Origin of the sequence: Microcoleus anatoxicus (assembly GCF_042465725.1) — a bacterium.
Taxonomy (GTDB): Bacteria; Cyanobacteriota; Cyanobacteriia; order Cyanobacteriales; family Microcoleaceae; genus Microcoleus; species Microcoleus anatoxicus.
Map to the genome: position 1 here is coordinate 1 of NZ_CP120853.1, position 21,730 is coordinate 21,730.

Below are 21,730 nucleotides of genomic sequence, written 5' to 3' on the forward strand. Positions count from 1 at the left end.
GTGGAAATTCCCCTCGAAAGTCTGTGGAATCAGATACTTGAACGTCTCCAGGTACAACTGAGCAGACCTAGTTTTGAGACGTGGATCAAAACAGCCAAAGCCGAACAACTCGAAAATAACTGTTTGATCGTCAGCACTCCCAACCCCTTTGCTCGCAATTGGTTGCAGAAATATTACGTCAAAATCATCGCCGATGCAGTCTACGACATTCTCGGCTATAAAGTAGACATTTACTTGACAATTGCTGGGGGGACTGAAACCGAAGGCCACGGCGGACAAGGACTGATTTGGCCATCTCCGATCGCCCCCGATGTCCCCGAAAGCCACTCCCTCCATCCCCCCAAACCCGCCAATCTCAACCCCAAATACCTATTTTCCCGTTTTGTGGTCGGTTCCAACAACCGCATGGCTCACGCAGCATCCCTCGCGGTAGCCGAGTCTCCGGGCCGAGAATTCAATCCCCTATTTTTGTGCGGCGGTGTCGGTTTGGGTAAAACTCATCTCATGCAGGCGATCGGTCATTATCGCTTAGAAATTGACCCTAACGCCAAGATTTTCTACGTTTCTACTGAAAAATTTACCAACGATTTAATTGCAGCCATTCGCAAAGATAGTATGCAAACTTTCCGCGATCATTATCGAGCAGCCGATGTTTTATTAGTAGATGATATTCAATTTATTGAAGGCAAAGAATACACTCAAGAAGAATTCTTTCACACTTTTAATACCTTGCATGAATCGGGAAACCAAGTAGTTTTAGCTTCCGATCGCCCACCGCAACAAATACCCCGTTTGCAAGAGCGTTTATGTTCCCGATTTTCCATGGGGTTAATTGCCGATATTCAGTTGCCCGACTTGGAAACACGCATGGCCATTTTGCAGAAAAAAGCCGAATATGAAAATATGCGGTTGCCGCGAGATGTGATAGAATATATTGCTTCTAGCTATACTTCCAATGTGCGCGAATTAGAAGGAGCTTTGATTCGGGCCGTAGCCTATCTTTCAATTACCGATTTACCGATGACTGTGGAAAATATAGCCCCGGTTTTGAATCCCCAAACTGAAAGTGTAGAAGCAAAGCCCGATGCGGTAATCGCAGTAGTTGCCGATTTTTTTGACATTTCTGTTGAAGATTTGAAAGGCAATTCTCGGAAGCGAGAAATTAGCTTTGCTCGTCAAATAGGTATGTATTTAATCCGGCAACACACAGGTTTGAGTTTGCCGAAAGTTGGTGAAGTTTTCGGGGGGAAAGACCATACCACTGTGCTTTATAGTTGTGATAAAATTGCTCAGTTGCGGAACACTGACCCGAATTTGTCTCAAACCTTGCGTCAATTGAGCGATCGTATTAACGCGATCAGCCGTAAAATTTGAGCAGAAGTTATTGGTTGTTGGTTATTTTTTAGATCCTGGTTGACTGGTTCTGGGTCTCCTATCCCCTCCCCTAACAACGTTCTTCCTTCTAATTAGCTGTGGAAAAACCTGTGGACAAAGAACCCTGAATTTGTGGAAAACATTAGTGTTTCCTTGTATAAAAATTCTGATCGCAGCAAGGGCGATCGACTATTTAGCAACTTTTCCACAAGTTTTCCACAGGGTATAATCAATAAAAAAGTAGATCCAGTAATCCTTTCGCATTTTTTTCCACAGTTTACACCGTGCGATCGACCAAAAAATTAACCAAAAAAATTAAAACCATTATCCCCACCTCCAGAAAAGCCAGCCCCAGCCCCAAGCTAAAAATCCTGGGGATTCCCCACCGACTTTCTGTGATAGGATTTGTTTCTATCTCAAATCCGGTTAATTAACCTTCATCTCGTCAGGAACTCAGGTCTAAAGACACTGAGCTTGCAAGAGAAATCGAAGCAAGCTATTCTGACCAGCCTCAGTCTTAACTGACTACGTTATTTGGGTCACGACACCGGGCGAATGCGAAGCTAGTTCCCTGCTCTGTCGTTTGCAATTAAACAGTTCTAAAGTCACTGGAACAGTGTTGCAAGCTTAACAAGCCCTTATAACTTTGGCGAAGCTAACATTACCCCGCAAGGGAGGCCCAACAAAGGCAACCATTATGCGTACAGGATTGCAAGGCTTGAGATGGTAATTGTCCCATTGAAAGTACATTACAAAAGTACACTCCCGTCAAACAATCCCTGGCGCGGTAATGGAAAAAAAGATTCACGGTGGTTAAAACCACCCACGTCGTTTCCCTCTCAGGTCTAAAGACTCTGAGTTTCCCACTTACCGTACCGAGCTTTTTTATGAAATTGGTTTGCACCCAAAGTGACCTCAACGCCAACCTCTCGTTGGTAAGCCGGGCCGTTCCCTCTCGCCCGACACATCCCGTACTAGCCAACGTGCTCTTAGTAGCGGATGAGGAAAATCAACGGGTTAGCTTGACAGCTTTCGATCTAAGTTTAGGCATCCGTACCAGCTTTCCAGCAGCAGTGACAGGTGGCGGAAGTTTTACCATACCCGCTAAATTACTCAACGACATTGTTTCCCGACTCCCAGATGGAGAGATTACTTTAGAAGACGAAGCAGGAGACACCGTAGCATATCTCACTTGCAGTTCTGGCAGCTACCAAGTCAGAGGTATGGGCCCAGAAGAATTCCCAGAATTGCCCGCCATTGAAGAAGGCACAATCCTCCATTTGCCCCCAGAAGCCTTAATTGAAGGACTCAAAGGAACTTTGTTTGCTACTAGCCCCGACGAAGCAAAACAGGTACTAGCAGGGGTGCATTTAAAGGTACTAAAAGATTGTCTAGAATTTGCAGCTACAGACGGCCACAGATTAGCAGTAGTTCAAACTGCGAATGACAAATCTGAAGGGGAAGAAGCAGAAAAAGAATTTGAGGTGACAGTTCCAGCTAAAGCCTTGCGGGAAGTAGAAAGAATGCTAGTCATGCGACAGTGGACTGAACCTGTCACCCTGCATTTTGAACAGGGTCAAGTTGTGTTTGAATGGGCAGACCAACGGTTGACAACTCGCACCTTGGAAGGGCAGTATCCAGCCTATCGCCAGTTAATTCCGCCTTCCTTTGAGAGGCAAATTACAATGGATAGGCGAGCTTTCTTATCCGCAGTAGAAAGAATAGCTGTTTTTGCCGACCAAAAAAATAATATTCTCAAATGCAGTATCGACTCCGTGAATCAGGAAATCACTTTGTCGGTAGATGCTAAAGATGTCGGTAGTGGCAAAGAGTCAATGCCCGCGCAAATTTCGGGAGACAGCATAGATATCGCCTTCAATGTCAAGTATTTAATTGACATTTTGAAAACGGCTCAATCCCCAGAAATTCAACTGCAATTAAATGGTGCTTTGGCCCCCGTAATTTTTCAGCCTTTGGGCGGAGTCAATGCTACTTTCTTGGTAATGCCTGTTCAGCTAAGAGCTTAAAAAGAGTCATTAGACATCTCCCATAATTCCTGTGGAACAGGCATCCTGCCTGTTGTTGACTATCTTTTTAGGAGATGTCTATTAGTAGTCCTGGACGCAAAAAACCCGGTTTCTTCCAAAAAACGTCGATTTTTTCGACAAATATTCACGCAGAAACCGGGTTTTTGACCCCCCATGCGTAAGTCCTCATTAGTCAGCAGTCCTATCGTTTCTGGTTGCATCGTCAGGTGATTTAACCTTACTAGAACACTCTTGACACAGAGGGAGAAAATAGAGATTTTAATAATTCAGATGCTGCCGGATTTGATATCATTAGTCGTTAGTAATTTGCCACCAATAACCACTGACTTTTTGCTTCAAATAATTGGTAACAAAATCTCAAACTCCGTACCCGTACCGGGAGTAGAATGCAAATTCAACTTACCTTGGTGCTTCTCCGTTACAATTTGGTGAGTAATTGCCAATCCCAAGCCCGTACCTTTTCCGGCTGGTTTTGTAGTAAAAAATGTATCAAAAATGCGTCGCTGAATTTCTGCCGGAATACCAGGCCCGTTATCTGCGATTCTGAGCGCTATCCAACCAGGATTTTGATTCTTTTTCACTGCTTCTGAGTTCGGTTGACCGTTGAGACTTACTAAAGATAGGTGTTGGGAATTTTCCCGATCGCCTTTGACATAATTTTGAATTAATTCCGCACTCATGTAGTTGGTCTCAGAACTTTCTATGAACTCAGTTTGAATAGTAATAGTAGGTACAAAACCTGTTTTTCCTTTCAGTTCTTCCAAAGCATCCGTCGCGTTGCTGATGATATTCATAAATACCTGGCTCAACTGACCAGAATAGCACTTGACCAAGGGCAAATCTCCATAGTTTTTAACTACTTTAATCCCGTACTTAAGACGGTTTTTCATGATTAGTAGTGTGCTGTCAATACATTCATGGAGATTTGCTTCTTTGCGTTGGGTTTCATCCATATGAGAGAAGGTGTGGAGACTGGTGACAAGTTCGGTCAATCTCTGTGCGGAAACTTTCATACTTTTGAGAATTTCCGCCCAATCTTCTTCTAAAAAATCAAATTCTATGCGTTCTTTGATCTCCTCAATTTCTTCGTTGGTGCCGACAATCTTTTCATAGGCTGACAGCAAATCCATCAGGTCTTGGGAATATTTTGACAAAAATTCCAGATTTCCGGTGATGCAGGTTACAGGATTTCTAATTTCGTGGGCGACTCCAGCCACCATTTGTCCTAAACTGGCTAGTTTTTCAGTTTGAATTAATTGGGCTTGTGTTTGTTGTCGCAGCAATTTTGTTGCTAGTTCGTGAATGTTGGATTGGGCTACTAGCAATTCGTGGACGTCGAGTAAACAATAAGTTTGAGGCGATGTTTGAACTACGATGGGTTCATAAAGGAGCTCTTGCGATCGCTGTAAGGACTTTCTCGCTGCATCAACTATTAAAGTATCGCTAGAAAAAATTAAAGTTTCTGTTTCCGCAAATCGGTACAAAGCCCTGACAGGTCGCTTTAAAAATAATTCTCGCCCAAAGGGACGGCTGATAAATTCCAAAAATCTCCGGCGGGAAATCATGCCGGCAAATAGACCCATATCGGTTAAAATCACTCCTGGAAGCAGGGGATAAGCCTCCAACATCTGAGCAATTTTACTTCCCAAATCTGTAGCTTCTACCTGAAAATCATAAAGTGACAATTCTTGAAGAGTTGATTCCAAACGGAACTCTGCTATAGAATTATTTTGCATGAGTTGGGCTGGTATTTTGATGCAGGACGTATTCAACATAAATTCATCAGCACGAAGATAGAGGTTATATTTACAAGTAGACATTTAGCTGCGATCGCATAGCAAACCGCTTTTTAAATTTTCCCAAAAAAAAGCATAGCAGTATCAGCAATATATAGTATAAGCAATATAGAGGCATCCCGGCAGTTATGCTATATTTTATATTGAGTTTTGGCGGATTAACGATTAGTTCCCAAATTTAGGAACTTTTTAACCTGAATTTAAACTTTTAACCTGTGCTTAAAACTAATTGAAATTGCTATCCATAGTCTCTGGTTTAGAGAAGTCCTGAATACCAGCTAGCATTCCATAGCCAGAGATTTTTAACTGAATCTTAACTTGGCTGTGCGATCGGCTATGATTAATATCAAATCCGGGTTATTTACCCCATTTTTTGTCCCTCCCCCTCTCTCCCCATCTCCCTCTCTCCCCCTCTCCATGTCGATAAATAGGGGTTTTTAGCCAGTCTTTACTATGACGGGGGGTAGGCCCAAAATCGCAGTTTACAAGTAGGTGATGGATGGAACCCGCCCTGACAAATCAGTTAAATAATGCTTTCACCCTCTTTCTCAGCTTGTTAGTAGAGGCTATACCTTTTTTACTGCTGGGAGTTTTATTTTCCGGTGTGCTGCTGGGGTTTGTAGATGAACGCAAACTTATAGCCCGCATCCCCCGAAATCCACTGCTGGGGGCTTTAGCCGGTAGTTTAGTCGGGTTTTTGTTTCCGGTGTGCGAGTGCGGTAACGTGCCGGTGGCCCGCAGGTTGTTGATGCAAGGAGTACCCGCACCGGTGGCGATCGGCTTTTTACTCGCCGCACCGACAATCAATCCGATCGTGATTTGGGCGACTTGGACTGCTTTTCGGGATCAGCCAGAAATTGTGGTTTTACGGGTGGTATTTTCCCTAATCACTGCAACTATCATCGGCTGGGTGTTTAGTACCCAGAAAGACTTGCGGCCTCTGCTACAACCCGCGATCGCCCGCGCCCTTCCCCTACCAAAACCCGATTGCTCCGAAACACAGCTACTAACAGCCGAAACTCCTTCCCTGTTGCAGTCGGGGACATTTATGCTAGGTATGCCAGGGGGGGCAGTGCCGATCGAATCTTTGCGACAAGACAACTGGAAGCCCTTAGAAACAGGCAAAACTGAAAAAACCTCGAAACCTTCCTCCCTGTTCCACCGCCTTTCTAAAGAGCGTCTGGGCCTGCTGCTAGATAGTATGGTACAGGAGTTGCGCGAATTGGGAGGTGTGTTAGTCGTTGGTAGCGCGATCGCTGCGATCGTTCAAGTTGGCACCCCCCGCGAACTAATTCTCAACCTCGGCCAAAGCCCCGTTTCTTCGATTCTCGCCATGCTGTTATTAGCCACAGTCGTGTCGATTTGTTCTACGGTAGATGCCTTTTTTGCCTTGTCTTTCGCCGCCACATTTACCAGCGGTTCCCTCTTAGCTTTTCTGGTTTTTGGTCCGATGATTGACATCAAAGGCATCGGTTTAATGCTATCAATTTTTCGAGGTAGAGCCGTAATTTACTTAATGGTACTGGCGGCTCAGTTAACTTTTTTAATGACCCTCGCCGTCAATTTATATCTAGGTTAGCATCAGCAACATTTTTTTAAGTGTAACTTAATTAAAGAGCGATCGGGAGCAATGCTCAAATCTCAACTCTTCAATTTCCCATCTCAAATCAGACGTGATGATTCTTAAAAAATTCGGTCCTTGGCTAGATACCGTAGCTATCTTATCCTGGGGAATATTGCTCCTCAAATATTGGATCACTGGCAAATTAAGCATTTTGATTCACCCCAATTACTTTGGCTTGACTGTAGCCGGAGGCATTGGCTTAATCATCATTGGCGGTTATAAAATGTGGGAACTCATCAAACTGACTCGCAGCAACCAGAAATCTCGGACATCACCCACCATCAACTCTCCCAGAATCCCAAAAGTTGAACATATTACTTTATTTCCCCCCAGTTTTGGCAGTACCTTAATGTTGAGTGTCGCCTTAATCGGTTTAGTCACGACACCCCGTACCTTTACCAGTCAGACAGCATTAGAACGAGGCCTGACTGAATCCCTCCCCATCACCAGACTGCAACCCCAAGAATTTCGCAATACCACCAAACCAGAAAAGCGATCGCTCATCGAGTGGGTGCGCCTGTTAAATTTCAATCCAGAGCCTGACACATATATAGGTCAAAAAGTCAAGGTTCAAGGATTTGTAATTCACCCGCCCAAGGTATCAGAGCAATATATTTGGATCGGTCGTTTTATCATTACCTGCTGTGCCGCAGATGCCTATCCAGTCGGTTTGCCGGTAAAATTACCGATCGGTCAAAGCCGCACTGCATTTCCTCCAGACAGTTGGTTAGAAATAGAAGGAGAAGCCATCTCAGAAGAACTGCAAGGGAAACGCAAATTAACTATTCAGGCTGATTCCCTCAAATCAATTCCCGAACCAAAAAACCCTTATGATTATTAGACATCTCGCAAAAAGCCCGTGAAGAATATTAGCCTCCGTATCCTGCAAGAGTAATCCCTAGGACAATATTTCATTAGACATTCCCGTCATAAATCTGACAATTGGTGTAGACTGAGATAATTCACCTACCCAAACCCAATATGTCCACATATGTACCACCAAGAATCGCTATTCAACGACTTGGAGTATGTTCAAAAACACGCTTAGCGGTGGGAAAAAGAAGGGAAAATCAAAGCGTACCGAACGCCATCAGGACAACGACGCTACGACTGCGACTCAGTTGTCAATATTCCATCTACTAAACCAACCATCCTCTACGCCAGAGTTAGCAGTCGAAGTCAAAAAGCCGACCTTCTCCGACAGGCTGACTTTCTTCTGTCTCGCTACCCCGGATGTGAAATTATCCAAGACATCGGGAGTGGCCTCAATTTCAAAAGAAAAGGTCTTATTGCCCTACTGGAACAAATTTACACAGGTGACATCGGAATGGTTGTCGTTGCCTCAAAAGATAGATTGTGTCGATTCGGATTCGATATTATCTCATGGTTTGCGGAGCGGGGCGGGTGTAAGATTTTGGTTCTCAACAATAGTTCACTTAGTCCAGAACGCGAGATGGTTGAAGATATACTCGCCATTATCCACGGCGACCGTTGCCGATTGTACGGACTCAGGAAGTATAAAAAGCAAATCATTGAAGACTCTGACGTACCGGGTTTATCCAAAGGGGGAAACGAAAAAAGTCTGGATGCTGAGGATTCACGCTAACCGCAAGGTTTACAATAATGCGATTGCGTACTTGAATCAAAACCAAGGAAAGTTTACTTATTACACGGTGGACAAGAAAACCAATCAACCAGTTCTGAAGACCTCCGGTCAACAAGCGTTTCGCAGTTTTTGTAAAACATTAGGCTGCAAAATAATTCCCGAATGGTGCAAAGAATTAGGAATTGCTCACGGTTTAGATAACGCCCTTTTCGAGGCTTATACAGCTTGGAAGAAAACCGACAAACAGCCCGCTCAACTAGGTAAGGGGAAAAATGCAAAACCCAATCCTTTGGTCGGACTGAAGTTAGCTCGATTTAGGTCAATTCGCGATCAAAAACAGACTATTCAGTTCGACCCTGGTGATTATAAGAGTGGTCATTTAATGGCGAATGCTAGTAAAAACTTGGAAAAGCCTCTCTGGACTGGACAAGATTATTGCTTGATTAACTACGACAAAGCCGTAGAAGTTACTTACAACAAAGGGCGCTGGTTCGTAAATATGCCCGTAGAGATGGACATACCGGAGCCTAAAAACGGTGGAAAGACCATCGCGCTCGACCCCGGACTGCGCTGTTTTTTAACTGGATTTAATGGCAATTCTTTTACTGAATTTGGGAAGTACGATTTTGGGAAGATTGCTAGATTGTGCCAGCATTTGGATAAGATGCAGTCAAAACTTGGACGCTCGAAAGGCGGTAACTTTTCCCGGTTGCGCTATCGCCTGAGACAAGCAATCGAGAAAGTTAGAACTAGAATTAAGAATCTGCGGTCTGAAATCCACAAGCAAGTAGCAAGTTACTTAGCGCGGAATTACGATGTTATTTATTTGCCCACTTTTGAAACATCTCAAATGGTGGCAAGAGGTAGTCGCAAGCTTAATTCCAAGTCGGCGAGAGCGATGATGACTTGGGCATTTTATCAGTTCTCGCAAACTTTAGAACATCTCTGTAATCGTTATGGTTCGAGATTGGTGAGAGTAACGGAAGAATACACTTCCAAAACTTGTACAAAATGCGGTCATATTCATAGAAAGTTAGGTGGCTCTAAAACTTTTAGATGTCCCAACTGCGGTTATGAAATACCCCGCGATTTTAATGGCGCTTTGGGGATTTTCCTCAAAGCTTTGTGGGATACCACCATACTCTCAGATGTGTCTGATGAGTGTGCTATCTTCAGATTTTCACCGATTGTCGGGGATTGTCTGGATTAAAAGTATCAGTTGCCAATAGCAAATGCAGCAACTAGACTCATGATGAGAAGATAAGTTTAAAGTTTATGTCATCAGAAAAAAAACTAGCTATCAAAGGCGCAATCTGGACTATCATCAGCTATGGAGGCAGTCAAATTCTCCGATTTGGCAGTAACCTCATCCTGACACGGCTGCTTTTGCCAGAACTATTTGGTCTTGTCGGTCTTGCTTATGTTTTCATCGTAGGTGTCCACCTATTCTCAGATATCGGTCTGGGGCCAAGTATCATCCAGAACAAGCGTGGAGACGATCCAGAATTTATCAACACCGCTTGGACAATGCAAATTATTCGCAGCTTTTTTGTGTGGTTGTGTGTAATGTTAGTCACTTGGCCTGTGGCTACTTTTTACCAAAAACCAGATCTGCTGTGGTTGATTCCAGTGATCGGTATCAACACCCTGATCGGAGGTTTCAACTCCACTTCCATATTCAGCCTCAACCGCAAAATGGCAGTCAAGGAAGTAGTAATTTTTGAGTTTGGCACCCAAATAATTTCTACTACAGTGATGATTATCTGGGCTTTCTTAAATCCCAGCATCTGGGCGATCCTGGCTGGTGGTTTTAGTAGTACCTTAGTAGAGTTAATCTGGAGTCATTTGTTAATTCGCGATCGGCCTCACCGCTTCACTTGGGATCGAGAAGCAGTTAAAGAAATATTTTCTTATGGCAAATGGATATTTTTGTCTACACTTTTATTTTTTCTATGTTCTCAAGCCGATCGGCTCGTTCTAGGAAAAATATTTTCTTTGACAATGTTGGGCATTTATGGTATTGCTTTCACCCTCGGTGATATGCCACGTCAAGTGATTATCGCCATTGGTGGCAAGGTGATTTTTCCCTCTATTTCCATGCTAGCAGACTTGCCTCGCGAAGAATTGCGCGCCAAGATTCTTAAGAACCGCAACCTGATTCTGATCCCTCTAGCCATAGGTTTAGCATTTTTTGTCAGTTTTGGAGATCAAATAATTTTAATCCTGTACAGAAAAGAGTATATAGCAGCATCTTGGATGTTGCCTATTTTGGCTTTAGGAATTTGGCACACCACCCTCCACAATTTGATGAGTTCTTGTCTGTTAGCTATAGGCAAATCTCAGTACGGAGCTATTGGCAATTTTGCAACTTTCTTGAGCATAACTATTGGCATACCAGTCGGATATCATTTCCTGGGTTATTTAGGTGCTGTGATTGCTGTAGCTGTGGGCGATATTCCTACTTATTTAGTCATTACCTACGGTCTTTGGAAAGAAAAATTATTCTGTTTTTGGGAAGATTTTAAATTAACAGCATTGTTTTTAGGGATACTAGCAACTATACTGTTTTGTAGATATCATTTTGGTGGTGGTTTACCGATCGACCACCTGTTACCGACGGATCTATTACCAGGTAAACTATTTTAGTAAAACAACCGCAGAGAGTGTTAATTAAGTTTTTAAGTTTGGGCAGAAATTTAGATAGGCAAGAGGAGAGAAAGATTAGTGAGTATTTTAAATAAAAAAATTAATCTTTCCTCGTTGAATGTAGGGCTATTTAAACAGCCGATCGACCGCACGGCAATCATCTTGATGCTAGGACTGAGCCTGTTAATTGGACTGTTGCTGCTGTCGGGCGATCGCACAGCACCGCGAGTCCGAGAATTTACCTGGCAAAACCAACAAATCGGGGCGGCAGATACGGGATTTATCCTCACATTCTTTCGCCCCATGAATCACTCCAGCGTCGAAGAAAACTTAAAAATAGAACCACCTCTCCCCGGCAAATTTAGCTGGGCTGGAAGGCGCATGGCTTACACCCTCAAAAACCCCGCACCCTACGGCGTTACCTACACATTAAAACTCGCAGGAGCCACGGACAAATACGGAGGAGAAAACAACCAAAATCCAGGAAGGCAAATTCAACCATTTAGCGCTTCCTTTCGCAGTCGCGATCGAGCTTTTGCTTACATCGGCGTCAAAGGCGAAGCAGAAAGCAGATTAATGTTAGTCAATCTCTCCAGCACCGACCCGAAACCCATCCCCCTAACTCCCAAAGATTTAGTCGTCACCGATTTTAAACCCTATCCTAATAGCGATCGCATCTTATTCTTAGCAACAGATCGATCGCAAGTCAAAGCAGGCTCCACCCTCAGCCAAGAACTATTCACTGTTACCACCGGCCTCAATCCCCAATCGGGATCGGAAGTGTCACCACCGCAGCCAGCAGGTAGAATCGACAAACTATTAGATGCCAAAGATTATCAAAACCTCAAATTCGACCTCTCAGCCGACGGCAAAACCATAGTTATTGCCCGCGTCAACCGCCGTAATCCCGCAGATTTTAGTCCTTGGATTTTAGAAGAAAAAATGCCACCTCGACCCTTGGAAAATCAACAAGGTGGTGATTTTATGATTCGGCCAGACAACAAATCGATGGTAATATCTCAAAAACAAGGATTAGCCATCGTCCCCTTCAAACCCCAAGCAGAACCAGTAGAATTCTTGCCCAAATACGAACAAGTATTAGGCATGGCCCGCGACAACTCCGCCGCAGCCTATGTTAAATACAACACCGACTTTACCCGATCGCTTTTCATCTTAGACAACCAAGGCGTAGAACAAGAAATATTGCGAATTCCCGGCAGCATTATCACCATCCATTTCGACCCCCGCAAAGACAAAGACAATCAATTCCAGCGCCTATACTGCCTTTTATCCCAACGTCTGAAAACAGAAGACTACAAAGAACAACCTTTCATTGCCGCCATCGACCTCAAAAAAGAGGGAACTCGTCTGATAGGAAGCATCAAACCCCTGCTAATTTTACCCAACCAATTAGATACCCAAATCAGTTTATCTCCCGACGGACTGGCATTACTGTTTGACCAATCAGTCACATCAGCACAACCCTTAACACCAACCAGTCCTCGCAATGATAGCGGACAGTCGATCGCCAGCAGTCGCCTTTGGCTGCTACCCTTAATAGAAATACCTCCCGACGTTTCTCAACCCAAAGTGCAGCCCGAAGAACTGCCTTTTGCGGGCTATCACCCCCGTTGGCTACCCTAAACAAATTTGAAATTTGAACCCACCCAGCCGGCTAATCTCAAATCGAAAATCTCAAATTGAAAATCGAAAATCCTATGACTCCCGAAGAAATTACCCATACCCTCAAAGATTTATTTGGTGAAAGTGTGGAGATGGCTGCAGCCACTTCTTGGCAAGTAGAAACGCCCCAGTTTCGCCTGCTAGTGCTGCTTTCAGAAGACAGCAGTTGGCTGCGGATTTTGATCCCCATCGCCGATGCCACATCCACTCAAAAAATTTTCGATAAACTGCTAGAAGCTAACTTTGACAACACCCTCGAAACTCGTTACGCCCTACATCAAAATATCTTATGGGGAGTATTTCAGCACAACTTGACTACTCTGGCCACTGCCGATTTTTCCGCCGCCGTAGCCAGACTGCTGGCTCTACAACAGCGCGGTTTGTCAGACTTTTTCGACGACTTGATCGAAACCCGTATCCGTCAAATCATCAAAGCTGCCAAGATTCAGGGACAGTCTGTGGAAACTACCCTTCAGACTTTAGACCGTTTTTACGCAGAAGGCTTGATGGGGGAAATGGAACTCGGACCAGAGTCTCGCCAACAGACTCTCGCAGCTTGGCGGTATCAATTAGAACGTCTATGGTCAGAAGTAGAACCGCAATCCTGAAGCAATTTCCTCTCTTGTCTCGAATTCTCCCTAGAGAAACTGCACAGTTACCCATCATTTTTAATCAGCCCCCAGAGGTATCTGTGGGGAAAACCCCCACCTCCCAAATTCCCAATTGAAATACTCTGCCAGCACCCCGAACATTGTATAAAAAATAACATTAGCCAGTTTATAAAATTTTAAGATTTTAGGAAAATACGCGATCTTAGGGTATTTTATGGTAAAAAGTTTATATTAAACATCTGTAAGTTCCACAACAGCTTTTATCCCTTAACATTGATTTAGAAACAATATTTTTAGCAGACAATGCTGACCCGATCGGGCTTTCCGATGGGGTGCTGTTGCAAATTACTTGATGGGAATGGACAATGGAGAAGAGGAGAATCGGTAACAAAAAAGTTTTGAGATGGCCGCTGTCCTTGGCGAACAACGCTCTGGAACTGAGTAATGTTTAAGTTAAAGAGTTGCAAATTCATGCCCTCGATACTTAAAAATCAAAACTACTGACTTGCTTACCAATGACTCATCACCAATTAACTATGACGGATTAAGTATGAATGACCAGCAACTTTAGTTATCTATCAATAAAATATTTAACAGAGGTTTCATCAATGTTTGCTTTGCATGAGTTTAACTCGGAGTTATCAGTGTTGCATATACCTGAAATTTGTACTTGGAACCTCTCTTTAGAATCAACCCTCCTAGACCTGCCCCTATACAACTGCCAAATTGAATTAACTCAACAGGCAAAAGAAGTGGCTCAGGCTTTTGACAAAAAACCATTACTGCCAGGCGTTATTTTGACGGATAGGGGGAAGTTTGTCGGCATCATTTCCCGAAGCCTATTTTTTGAAAGAGTCAACCGGCGCTACGGTATAGAAATGTTTTTTAAACGACCAATAGAGGTTTTATATCGTTTTTCTAGAAAAGATATGCTCATACTATCAGGCACTAAATTAATAGTAGAAGCAGCCGAGGAATCGCTCTACAGACCAGCCGAATTAGTTTACGATCCCATAGTAGTCGAAGTAGCCCCTGAGACCTACTGGCTGTTAGACGTTCAACAGTTAATGGTAGCTCAATCAAAGATTCACCAATTAACCAATAAATTGCTCCAAAAGCAAACAGAATCCAAGTTGATTCAAACAGAAAAGATGGCAAGTTTGGGAAATATTATCGCAGGGGTAGCTCACGAAATTAGGAATCCCCTCAACTGTATTTGGGGTAATTTAAATTTTCTGCTGTCTTATTTTGAAGATTTGCTCGAACTAATGTCAGCTTACGAAGAAGAATTTTCCGAGCCATCTCCTGTAATTGCAGCTATCAAAGAAAGGATCGAATTTGATTTTTTACGAGAAGATTTACCAGCCACTCTAGAAGGTATGAAATTTGGGGCTGAACAATTGCTCAAAATTGTTAACAGTCTGCACAACTTCTCTCACATGGACGAAAGTAAGCCATTTAGTACAGACATCCATGAGTGCATAGAAAATACACTTTTAATCCTAAAAAATAGATTGAAACAAAGCACAGAAGTTGTAAAAAATTATGGGGACCTGCCACTGATAAAATGCTATTCTGGTCAGTTAAGTCAGGTATTTTTAAATTTGTTAATCAACGCTCTAGATGCCTTGGCAGAGGGGGCTAGCGATCGCGAAATGAATGGGCAGTACCCGCAAAATTGGTATCCCCGGATCGAAATTACCACCAAAGTAGTAGAAGTCGATGACAGGAAATGGGCCGCAATTATTATTACCGATAACGGCCCAGGCATTCCCCCAGAAATTCAGGAGCAAATATTTGAGACCTTTTTTACCACCAAACCAGTAGGTAAAGGAACCGGGATGGGGCTGGCTATCTGTCATCAAATCATCACAGAAAAGCACGCTGGTAAACTAAATTTGCGATCGCAACCGGCACCCAACACCGAATTCGAGATCCTGCTACCTATAGTTCAGACCTGCGATCGAAAGGCACTTTGAAAGAATTTTGTGGACATACTTGACATCGCAGACAGTCTGGCTACCATCAAAAGTCTTGTCAAACCAAGGCAAGCAGTTAGCACCAGAACCTAGCCAGATGCTCACCAGACGGTAACATCGAAACCATGAGAACAACCAGACCTACTCAAAAAAAAATCCCCAATTTTGCTGTTTAGGTGAAATGATAGACTATGTTAGTACCACCCGATCGTTTTCACAGTCAGGGTATTCCGGTAACTCAAAGCGAGCGTGGCAAATACATTCAGATCTAAAATACTTGGTCCTTTGCTCTCCGAAGGCAGCCATCAAGACCTTTCGCTAGAGTCTACTCTCCGGGACTTGCCCCTGTATCAATTTCAGGTAAAATCTAGCTGCTTGGGCGCTACTGTGGCCGAAATCTTTGAAAAACACCCCCTATTGCCCGGAGTAGTTTTGGTAGAAGCAGGAGAATTTGTGGGCATGATATCCCGCAGGCTGCTGCTGGAATACCTGCTCAAACCCCAAGGTACGGAGCTATTTTTGCGCCTACCACTAAAAACTCTCTACAGTTATGCTCGCGTCGAGATGTCTGCGATCGGGGAGAGTACAACCATCTTAACCGCAGCCCCGCAAGCTCTGCGTCGATCGCCCGAATTGCAGTCAGATCCCATCGTCGTGCAAATCGACTCCCAATCCTATAGGCTGCTAGACTCCCAAACACTCAACATCGCCTACTGGCAAATTCGTGGCATAGAAACTCAAGTGCGCTACGAAAGAGCCCAAGCGCAAATGATTCAAAGCGAAAAAATGGCTAGTTTGGGGCGTTTAGTCAACGGAGTAGCCCACGAAATTTTAGATCCCGTAGGGTTTATTTGGGGCAATTTAACCTACATAAGTGATTACAGCAAAAACTTGATCGAGTTGCTATCAGTTTACGATGCCCACTGTACGGAGCCTCCGCCAGAAATCGCCAGACTAAAAGAAGAGATAGACTATGACTTTTTGCAAAACGATTTCCTCAGCACCGTTGGCAGCATCAAAGCCGGAGCCGAACGTTTGAGCAAATTAGCCACCAGCTTGCAAAACTTCTGCCACATAGATGACGTGTATCCCAAACCCGCAGACTTGCACTCAAATATTGACAGCATTCTGTTGCTGCTAAAAAGCCGCTTGAGCAGCGAAATTCAAGTAATAAAAAACTACGGATACCTACCCCCCGTACCTTGCTATGCAGGAGAACTAAACCAAGTATTTATCAACATCTTGACTAACGCCATCAATAGTTTAATTAACGAAGCTGTAGGTCAAGAATTAGCAAAAGAATTCAGAGGAAAGGCCTTGAAAAATTTCACTCGCAAACCTCAAATTGAAATCGCCACTCAAGTTTGCAGCCCCGAACCGCCCATCGACGAGGCTCGACCCCACCTTCGCTGGGTTTCAATCCGCATCAAAGATAACGGACCGGGAATGTCTGTGATGAAATACCAAAAAATCTTACATTCATTTTCAGCCGAAAAACGAGTCCTCAAAGAAACAAGTTTGGCAGTTAGCTATCAAATCATCACAGGCAAACATGGCGGCATCTTCAGAATGCAATCGGAGTTAGGAGTAGGCACTGAATTTGAAATTTGGTTGCCATTGACATAAACAAGTCCGTTGTCCATTGTCCATTTTCAAAAATGCCCGATGCCCTTGGGGGGAGTAGCCCGATCCCCCATATCTAAATGAGTGCCACACATTTTGCAGAATTTAGCATTAGCATCATGTACCGACCAACCGCAACCTTGACAAACACTATCTACTTGATTAGCAGTTTTAACTAATTGTTTAATCAAATCCCCCAACTGCCAAGGAATCAGGGCAATGCCCGTAACTATCATCAAAATAGTCAAAAAGCGCCCCGCTTCCGAAATCGGAATCACATCACCAAATCCCACCGTTGTCATCGTCACCACGGAAAAATAAACCGCATCCAAAAAAGTGCCAAAACCTTCAGGATTTACCGGATGTTCGACTTGATAAATTAAACCCGAATAAACTAAAATTATTGCCAACAAAGTAAAAATTATCCGGGAAAAAATCGTACTATCTTCGCTAGTAATCCGAACCACAGAATTTCTCAATTCCAGAAAGCGGATGAGTCTAAGAATTCTAAACCAACGGAAAATCCGGATAAAACTGACATTGACAAATCCCAATAAAAATGGTAAGATTGCCAGCAAATCGACGATAGAAAAAAAACTCCAAATAAATTTTAATTTATGGTCAGCGCACCAGAGCCGCACTAAATACTCAACTACAAAAATAACTAACAATACTAGATCGAGAGTTTGCAATTTAAATCTCACAGGTTCCGCCAGGGGGTAAGTTTCGGCGATGAAGCTGGCGGAAGATAGGAGAATAAGTCCGGTAAGAGTTAAATTGACGGTTTTGCCAATTGGGGTTTCGATATCTTCGAGATAAAAGCCTATTTGCTTTCTAGTTAACATAGATGGGATAATTAATACCATTTGTGAGGTAAGGGAATTATTGCATATGAGTATCGAATTAACTAAGGGTGAGAGATTTAATCTTTCTCAGGAAGTTCCTAATTTCAATAAATTGGCGATCGCCCTAGGTTGGCAAGTCAGCCAGACAGCACAAAACTGCGACATTGACGCATCGGTTTTTATGTTAGCAGCAGATGGTCGGATTCCCGATGAAAAGTATTTTGTATTTTACAATAATTTGACATCGCCAGACGGTGCGGTGCGACATTCAGGAGACAGCGCAACTGGACAAATTGAGGGAGATGATGAGACGGTTTATGTGGATTTGAGTAAAATCAATGCGGCGATTCAAGAAATTGTGTTTGTGGTGACGATTCACGAGGGACAGGAAAAGCATCAAAGTTTTAGTCAAGTTACAAATGCTTTTATCCGGCTTTACAATTCCGAGACTGGAAATGAATTGGTTCGGTATAATTTGAATCAGATATTTTCGCAAGAAACGGCTTTGGAATTTGGACGTTTGTATAGGAAGAATGACGAATGGAGGTTTCAGGCGGTGGGACAGGGATATAATGCTGGGTTGCAAAGTTTTGTGGATAAGTATTATGTTGAGAATGCGGTTACTCAGGGCGCGAATGCTGGTGGGAAGGTTGATGATGCTGAGGTTTTGAGGCAGTTTAGCGATCGGGTGGATAAGCTATTGCGGGAAGAGGCGATCGAGGAGACACCGATTCCAGTATCTAGCGAAGCGGTAGAACAGCCGGCTGCTACTCCTGTGAATGCTAAGATTGACGATCGAGAACTAGCTACCAGCACTGAGGACTTCTGGAAGCGATATAACGCAGGTGAAAGAGACTTTACTGGCTGCAATTTATTCGGAGTAGATTTGAGTGAAAAAACTTTGGTAGCTGATGTCATCTTCGAGCAAGCAAATTTGACAGAAGCTAACCTCAAGGGAGCTACTTTAAAAAAAGTAAATTTATGTGGAGCTAATCTGCAAAAGTCAAATTTAAGTTCAACACATCTGCAAGAAGCTGATTTGATAGGAGCTAAGTTAAGCAGTGCCAACCTAACCAAGGCTAAATTGGAGTATGCAAAACTGATTCAAGCGAATTTCCATCAAGCCATATTAAGCGATGCAAATTTCACAGCAGCAAACCTGACAGGGGCAAATCTTAGTGGAGCAAACTTAACAGGGGCAAATTTCAGTGGCGCAAACTTAACCGCCACCAATCTAAATAATGCTAACCTAACTTCGGCTAATCTCAATAGTGCTAATTTGGCAGGAGCAGATTTAAGTCAAGCAAATCTTAACAGTGCCAGCCTAATTGGTACTAATCTAACAGGCGTTAAATTGACAGGTGTCAGTTTTGCAGGAGTAGATCTGATGAACGTTAACTTGAAGGTTGCTAACCTCACAGGTGTAAGTTTTGTTGGAGCTAACTTGAAGAGAGCTAACCTCAGAGAACTCGACCTAAGAGGTGTTAATCTTATAGGAGTAAGTTTGGTTGGAGTAAACCTCGATCTCGTCAACTTGAGCGGGCAAAACCTAAGCGGGTTCAATCTCTGCGGAACTAGCTTGATCCGCGTCAATTTGAGTCAAGCAAATCTAACTTCAGCAGACTTGCGCGGGGCAAACTTGATGATGGCAAACCTAGAAAAAGCTAACCTGAAGGAGGCTAAACTGGCTGGAGCAAACTTAACAGGAGCAAATCTGGAAACGGCAAAACTCACAGGCGCAATTATGCCAGATGGCACAATTCACGAATGAATTAAAGTTTGTAGTCACAAATTGACTCCTTAGCAATGGAAGGAGTAGGGCGTGTTTTCTTAACCCGGAGATCCCCCCTAGCCCCCCTTAACAAGGGGGGGACAAGAGAATTCAAATTCCCTCAGCAATGGAAGGCCTAGGGCGTGTTTTTTAACCCGGAGATCCCCCCTAGCCCCCCTTAATAAGGGGGGGACAAGAAAATTCTCAAAGTCCCCCTTCCCCCCTTGGGGGGGGCTAGGGGGGGGTGGGGATTTAGGGGGATCTAGACTTCGATACAAATGAGAGAGACAGAGGGTTTTAGTCTTAAGTTGATATCAATGGTGAGATGTGCATCGTCCTAGAAATAGATTATGATTAGTGTGAAATGTCAAATACATAGATTTTCGATGAATGAATCTGACACGGAAATTATAGAATCTACCCTGAGATGGATGACGGAGTTTGTCGAGTTACCACATCCAGTTTTCGGCGATTTACCTGTTTGTCCTTTTACTAAAACAGCACGCTTGGCCAATCAAATTTTATTCAAAATAAAACCGTTTTCAGCTCTGACTGAGTTCGATCGCGATTCTGACATCATGCAATCAATTCATGAATTTTGTAATTCGGAATTTGAAATAATGTTAGTCATTAATCCTGAAAAAACAGCAATTAGTGCACCGCAAACTCAAGCATTAATAGAAAAACTCAATAATAATATTTCAGAGCTGGGCTTGCTGGCTTTTCACGTTCATCCCGATGAAGATTTTAATATTGACGGGCTTCATACTAGGAGGGCACCGTATCCGGGTTTCACCGTTCAAGCAAATTCTCAGCTTAAGCCAGTTTCTGATTCTTTACTGAAAACTGAATATTATAGAAATTGGACGGCCCAACAACTCAAATATTTCGGGATTCCGAGAAATTGACGATCGCCCGTTCTCCCCGCGCCTCTGGCAGCCATTACAATAAGTTCAGCAAAAAATCTTTACAGATTCAGAACTTATGCAGCTCAAGTCCACAACCCGCCATATTCGCATATATACCGCCATCCTGGAAGATAACGAACTTGTACCCAGCAACGATCTGTTGACACTGGACATTGACCCAGACAACGAACTGAACTGGAATGATGAGTCGGTTAAACAGGTGTATGCCAAATTCGATGAGCTTGTAGATTCCTATGAAGGCGAGGATTTGACGGAATACAACCTCCGTCGCATTGGTTCGGAATTGGAGCATTTGGTGCGATCGCTCTTACAGAAAGGCCAAATCAGCTACAACCTCAACAGCCGTGCTGTCAACTACAGCATGGGAGTTCCCCAAGTGGATGCGAAAATTCACCTGTAAGGGCGTAAGAGCTATCTAGACTGCGATCGCCACTAGATGGGGAGATGGGGAGATGGGGGAAAATCTGCTTTTATTCTTCTGGCTTCTGGCTTCTGGCTTCTGGCTTCTCCTCGATCTCCTCAGCTTCAACTGAACCATTTAGCTGGCCCTTGCGCTGCAAAAACTGTTTCACCGCCACCTGGCGGTTGGCCATGAAGTTACCCCAAGCACCGGGAAATACGCGATCGAGGGTTTCCACCAGCGCCCAAACCTCAAGATTCATCACTTTGTAGTAATGACCGTGGGAATGCTTAATCCGAGTTAGCATTTCGTCAACTTCGACCGCAGCAGGAAGTTTTGGGTCTGGAAAATTTTCAGGAACAGGGCTGGATTCCTCTAGGGGCATGGATAGATACTCAACTGCTTGGAGAGGCTTGTAACATTAAACTTTAGTTGATTAATGACTCCATGTTATCAACAATCGCCTGAAAACCCGATCGACTAAAGTCCAAGTGTCAAAGGTAGTTGCAGGATAAATCCTGCCTGGATTTACCGATGGTGCCAAATGATGTTAACACAGTGTTTTGGCGTGGTAAAATACCACTTGTCAGTACAAGACATTAAAACCTACCCTCCGACTGGGGGAAAGTGAGGACCGAGGAGCCCAGTTGCAAGACTAGGACAGCAAACCGCCTTTTTTGGTAACAGGATTGCGCCCTGAAACCCTAGCAATAGGGATATTAAGGCAACAAAGTCTTAAAATCCCCGCGTATGCGAGACCGGGGAGTGTAAAATAATCGCCACGTATTAACCCGT

Annotated in this window: 16 protein-coding genes and 1 pseudogene; 14 read left to right on the forward strand and 3 right to left on the reverse strand. The window is 43.7% G+C overall.

Features of this window, described 5'->3' with window-relative positions; translation table 11 throughout:
• Both dnaA and dnaN read left to right on the forward strand, forming a co-directional pair.
• The gene (gene dnaA, locus P2A85_RS00005) at positions 1-1,374 is read left to right on the forward strand and encodes a chromosomal replication initiator protein DnaA (RefSeq protein ID WP_377476903.1); all 1,374 of its coding nucleotides are present in this window, start codon (positions 1-3) and stop codon (positions 1,372-1,374) included.
• A gap of 887 nt (positions 1,375-2,261) precedes the next feature.
• Positions 2,262-3,401: a DNA polymerase III subunit beta gene (gene dnaN, locus P2A85_RS00010; protein ID WP_377476904.1), complete on the forward strand. Its 1,140-nt coding sequence runs from the start codon at positions 2,262-2,264 to the stop codon at positions 3,399-3,401.
• Between the two features lie 356 nt (positions 3,402-3,757).
• Here dnaN and P2A85_RS00015 read toward each other — a convergent pair whose 3' ends face one another.
• Positions 3,758-5,197 (reverse strand): sensor histidine kinase, encoded by a 1,440-nt coding sequence (locus P2A85_RS00015; protein ID WP_377481772.1) that lies wholly within the window; start codon positions 5,195-5,197, stop codon positions 3,758-3,760.
• Positions 5,198-5,717: 520 nt separating this feature from the next.
• On the opposite strand from P2A85_RS00015, the gene P2A85_RS00020 reads away from it, so the two are divergent.
• The 9 genes and pseudogenes from P2A85_RS00020 (at position 5,718) to P2A85_RS00060 (ending at position 16,993) form a co-directional block, all read left to right on the forward strand.
• A complete protein-coding gene (locus P2A85_RS00020; RefSeq protein WP_377476905.1) occupies positions 5,718-6,797 on the forward strand; it encodes a permease in 1,080 nt (359 codons plus the stop codon).
• Between the two features lie 97 nt (positions 6,798-6,894).
• Positions 6,895-7,683 carry a TIGR03943 family putative permease subunit gene (locus P2A85_RS00025; protein WP_377476906.1) on the forward strand — a complete coding sequence of 263 codons (789 nt, stop codon included), beginning with the start codon at positions 6,895-6,897 and terminating at the stop codon, positions 7,681-7,683.
• A gap of 140 nt (positions 7,684-7,823) precedes the next feature.
• Positions 7,824-8,448: pseudogene (locus P2A85_RS00030) on the forward strand (IS607 family transposase).
• Positions 8,429-9,658, forward strand: a complete 1,230-nt coding sequence (locus P2A85_RS00035) for an RNA-guided endonuclease InsQ/TnpB family protein (protein WP_377476907.1) — start codon at positions 8,429-8,431, stop codon at positions 9,656-9,658. The pseudogene P2A85_RS00030 and the gene P2A85_RS00035 overlap by 20 nt, the downstream one beginning before the upstream one ends.
• A 65-nt stretch (positions 9,659-9,723) precedes the next feature.
• On the forward strand, positions 9,724-11,094 hold the full coding sequence (locus P2A85_RS00040; RefSeq protein ID WP_377476908.1) for an oligosaccharide flippase family protein: 1,371 nt from the start codon (positions 9,724-9,726) through the stop codon (positions 11,092-11,094).
• A 78-nt stretch (positions 11,095-11,172) separates the two neighbouring features.
• Positions 11,173-12,738 (forward strand): hypothetical protein, encoded by a 1,566-nt coding sequence (locus tag P2A85_RS00045; RefSeq protein ID WP_377476909.1) that lies wholly within the window; start codon positions 11,173-11,175, stop codon positions 12,736-12,738.
• Positions 12,739-12,812: 74 nt separating this feature from the next.
• Positions 12,813-13,385, forward strand: coding sequence for a hypothetical protein (locus P2A85_RS00050; protein ID WP_377476910.1), 573 nt, complete (start codon positions 12,813-12,815; stop codon positions 13,383-13,385).
• 611 nt (positions 13,386-13,996) lie between these two features.
• A complete protein-coding gene (locus tag P2A85_RS00055; protein ID WP_377476911.1) occupies positions 13,997-15,367 on the forward strand; it encodes a sensor histidine kinase in 1,371 nt (456 codons plus the stop codon).
• Positions 15,368-15,616: 249 nt separating this feature from the next.
• Entirely contained in the window at positions 15,617-16,993 is a 1,377-nt protein-coding gene (locus P2A85_RS00060; RefSeq protein ID WP_377476912.1) for a sensor histidine kinase, read from the forward strand.
• Between the two features lie 26 nt (positions 16,994-17,019).
• On the opposite strand, the gene P2A85_RS00065 is transcribed toward P2A85_RS00060, so the two are convergent.
• Entirely contained in the window at positions 17,020-17,835 is an 816-nt protein-coding gene (locus tag P2A85_RS00065; protein WP_377476913.1) for an ion transporter, read from the reverse strand.
• 46 nt (positions 17,836-17,881) lie between these two features.
• On the opposite strand from P2A85_RS00065, the gene P2A85_RS00070 reads away from it, so the two are divergent.
• The 3 genes from P2A85_RS00070 (at position 17,882) to P2A85_RS00080 (ending at position 20,935) form a co-directional block, all read left to right on the forward strand.
• On the forward strand, positions 17,882-19,606 hold the full coding sequence (locus P2A85_RS00070) for a pentapeptide repeat-containing protein (RefSeq protein WP_377476914.1): 1,725 nt from the start codon (positions 17,882-17,884) through the stop codon (positions 19,604-19,606).
• A gap of 386 nt (positions 19,607-19,992) precedes the next feature.
• Positions 19,993-20,514, forward strand: coding sequence for a hypothetical protein (locus P2A85_RS00075; protein ID WP_377476915.1), 522 nt, complete (start codon positions 19,993-19,995; stop codon positions 20,512-20,514).
• A gap of 76 nt (positions 20,515-20,590) precedes the next feature.
• Positions 20,591-20,935, forward strand: a complete 345-nt coding sequence (locus tag P2A85_RS00080) for an NAD(P)H-quinone oxidoreductase subunit M (protein WP_371119561.1) — start codon at positions 20,591-20,593, stop codon at positions 20,933-20,935.
• Positions 20,936-21,005: 70 nt separating this feature from the next.
• Here the strand turns inward: P2A85_RS00080 and P2A85_RS00085 are convergent, their stop codons facing one another.
• Positions 21,006-21,320: a hypothetical protein gene (locus tag P2A85_RS00085; RefSeq protein WP_340519463.1), complete on the reverse strand. Its 315-nt coding sequence runs from the start codon at positions 21,318-21,320 to the stop codon at positions 21,006-21,008.
• Positions 21,321-21,730 lie beyond the last annotated feature (410 nt).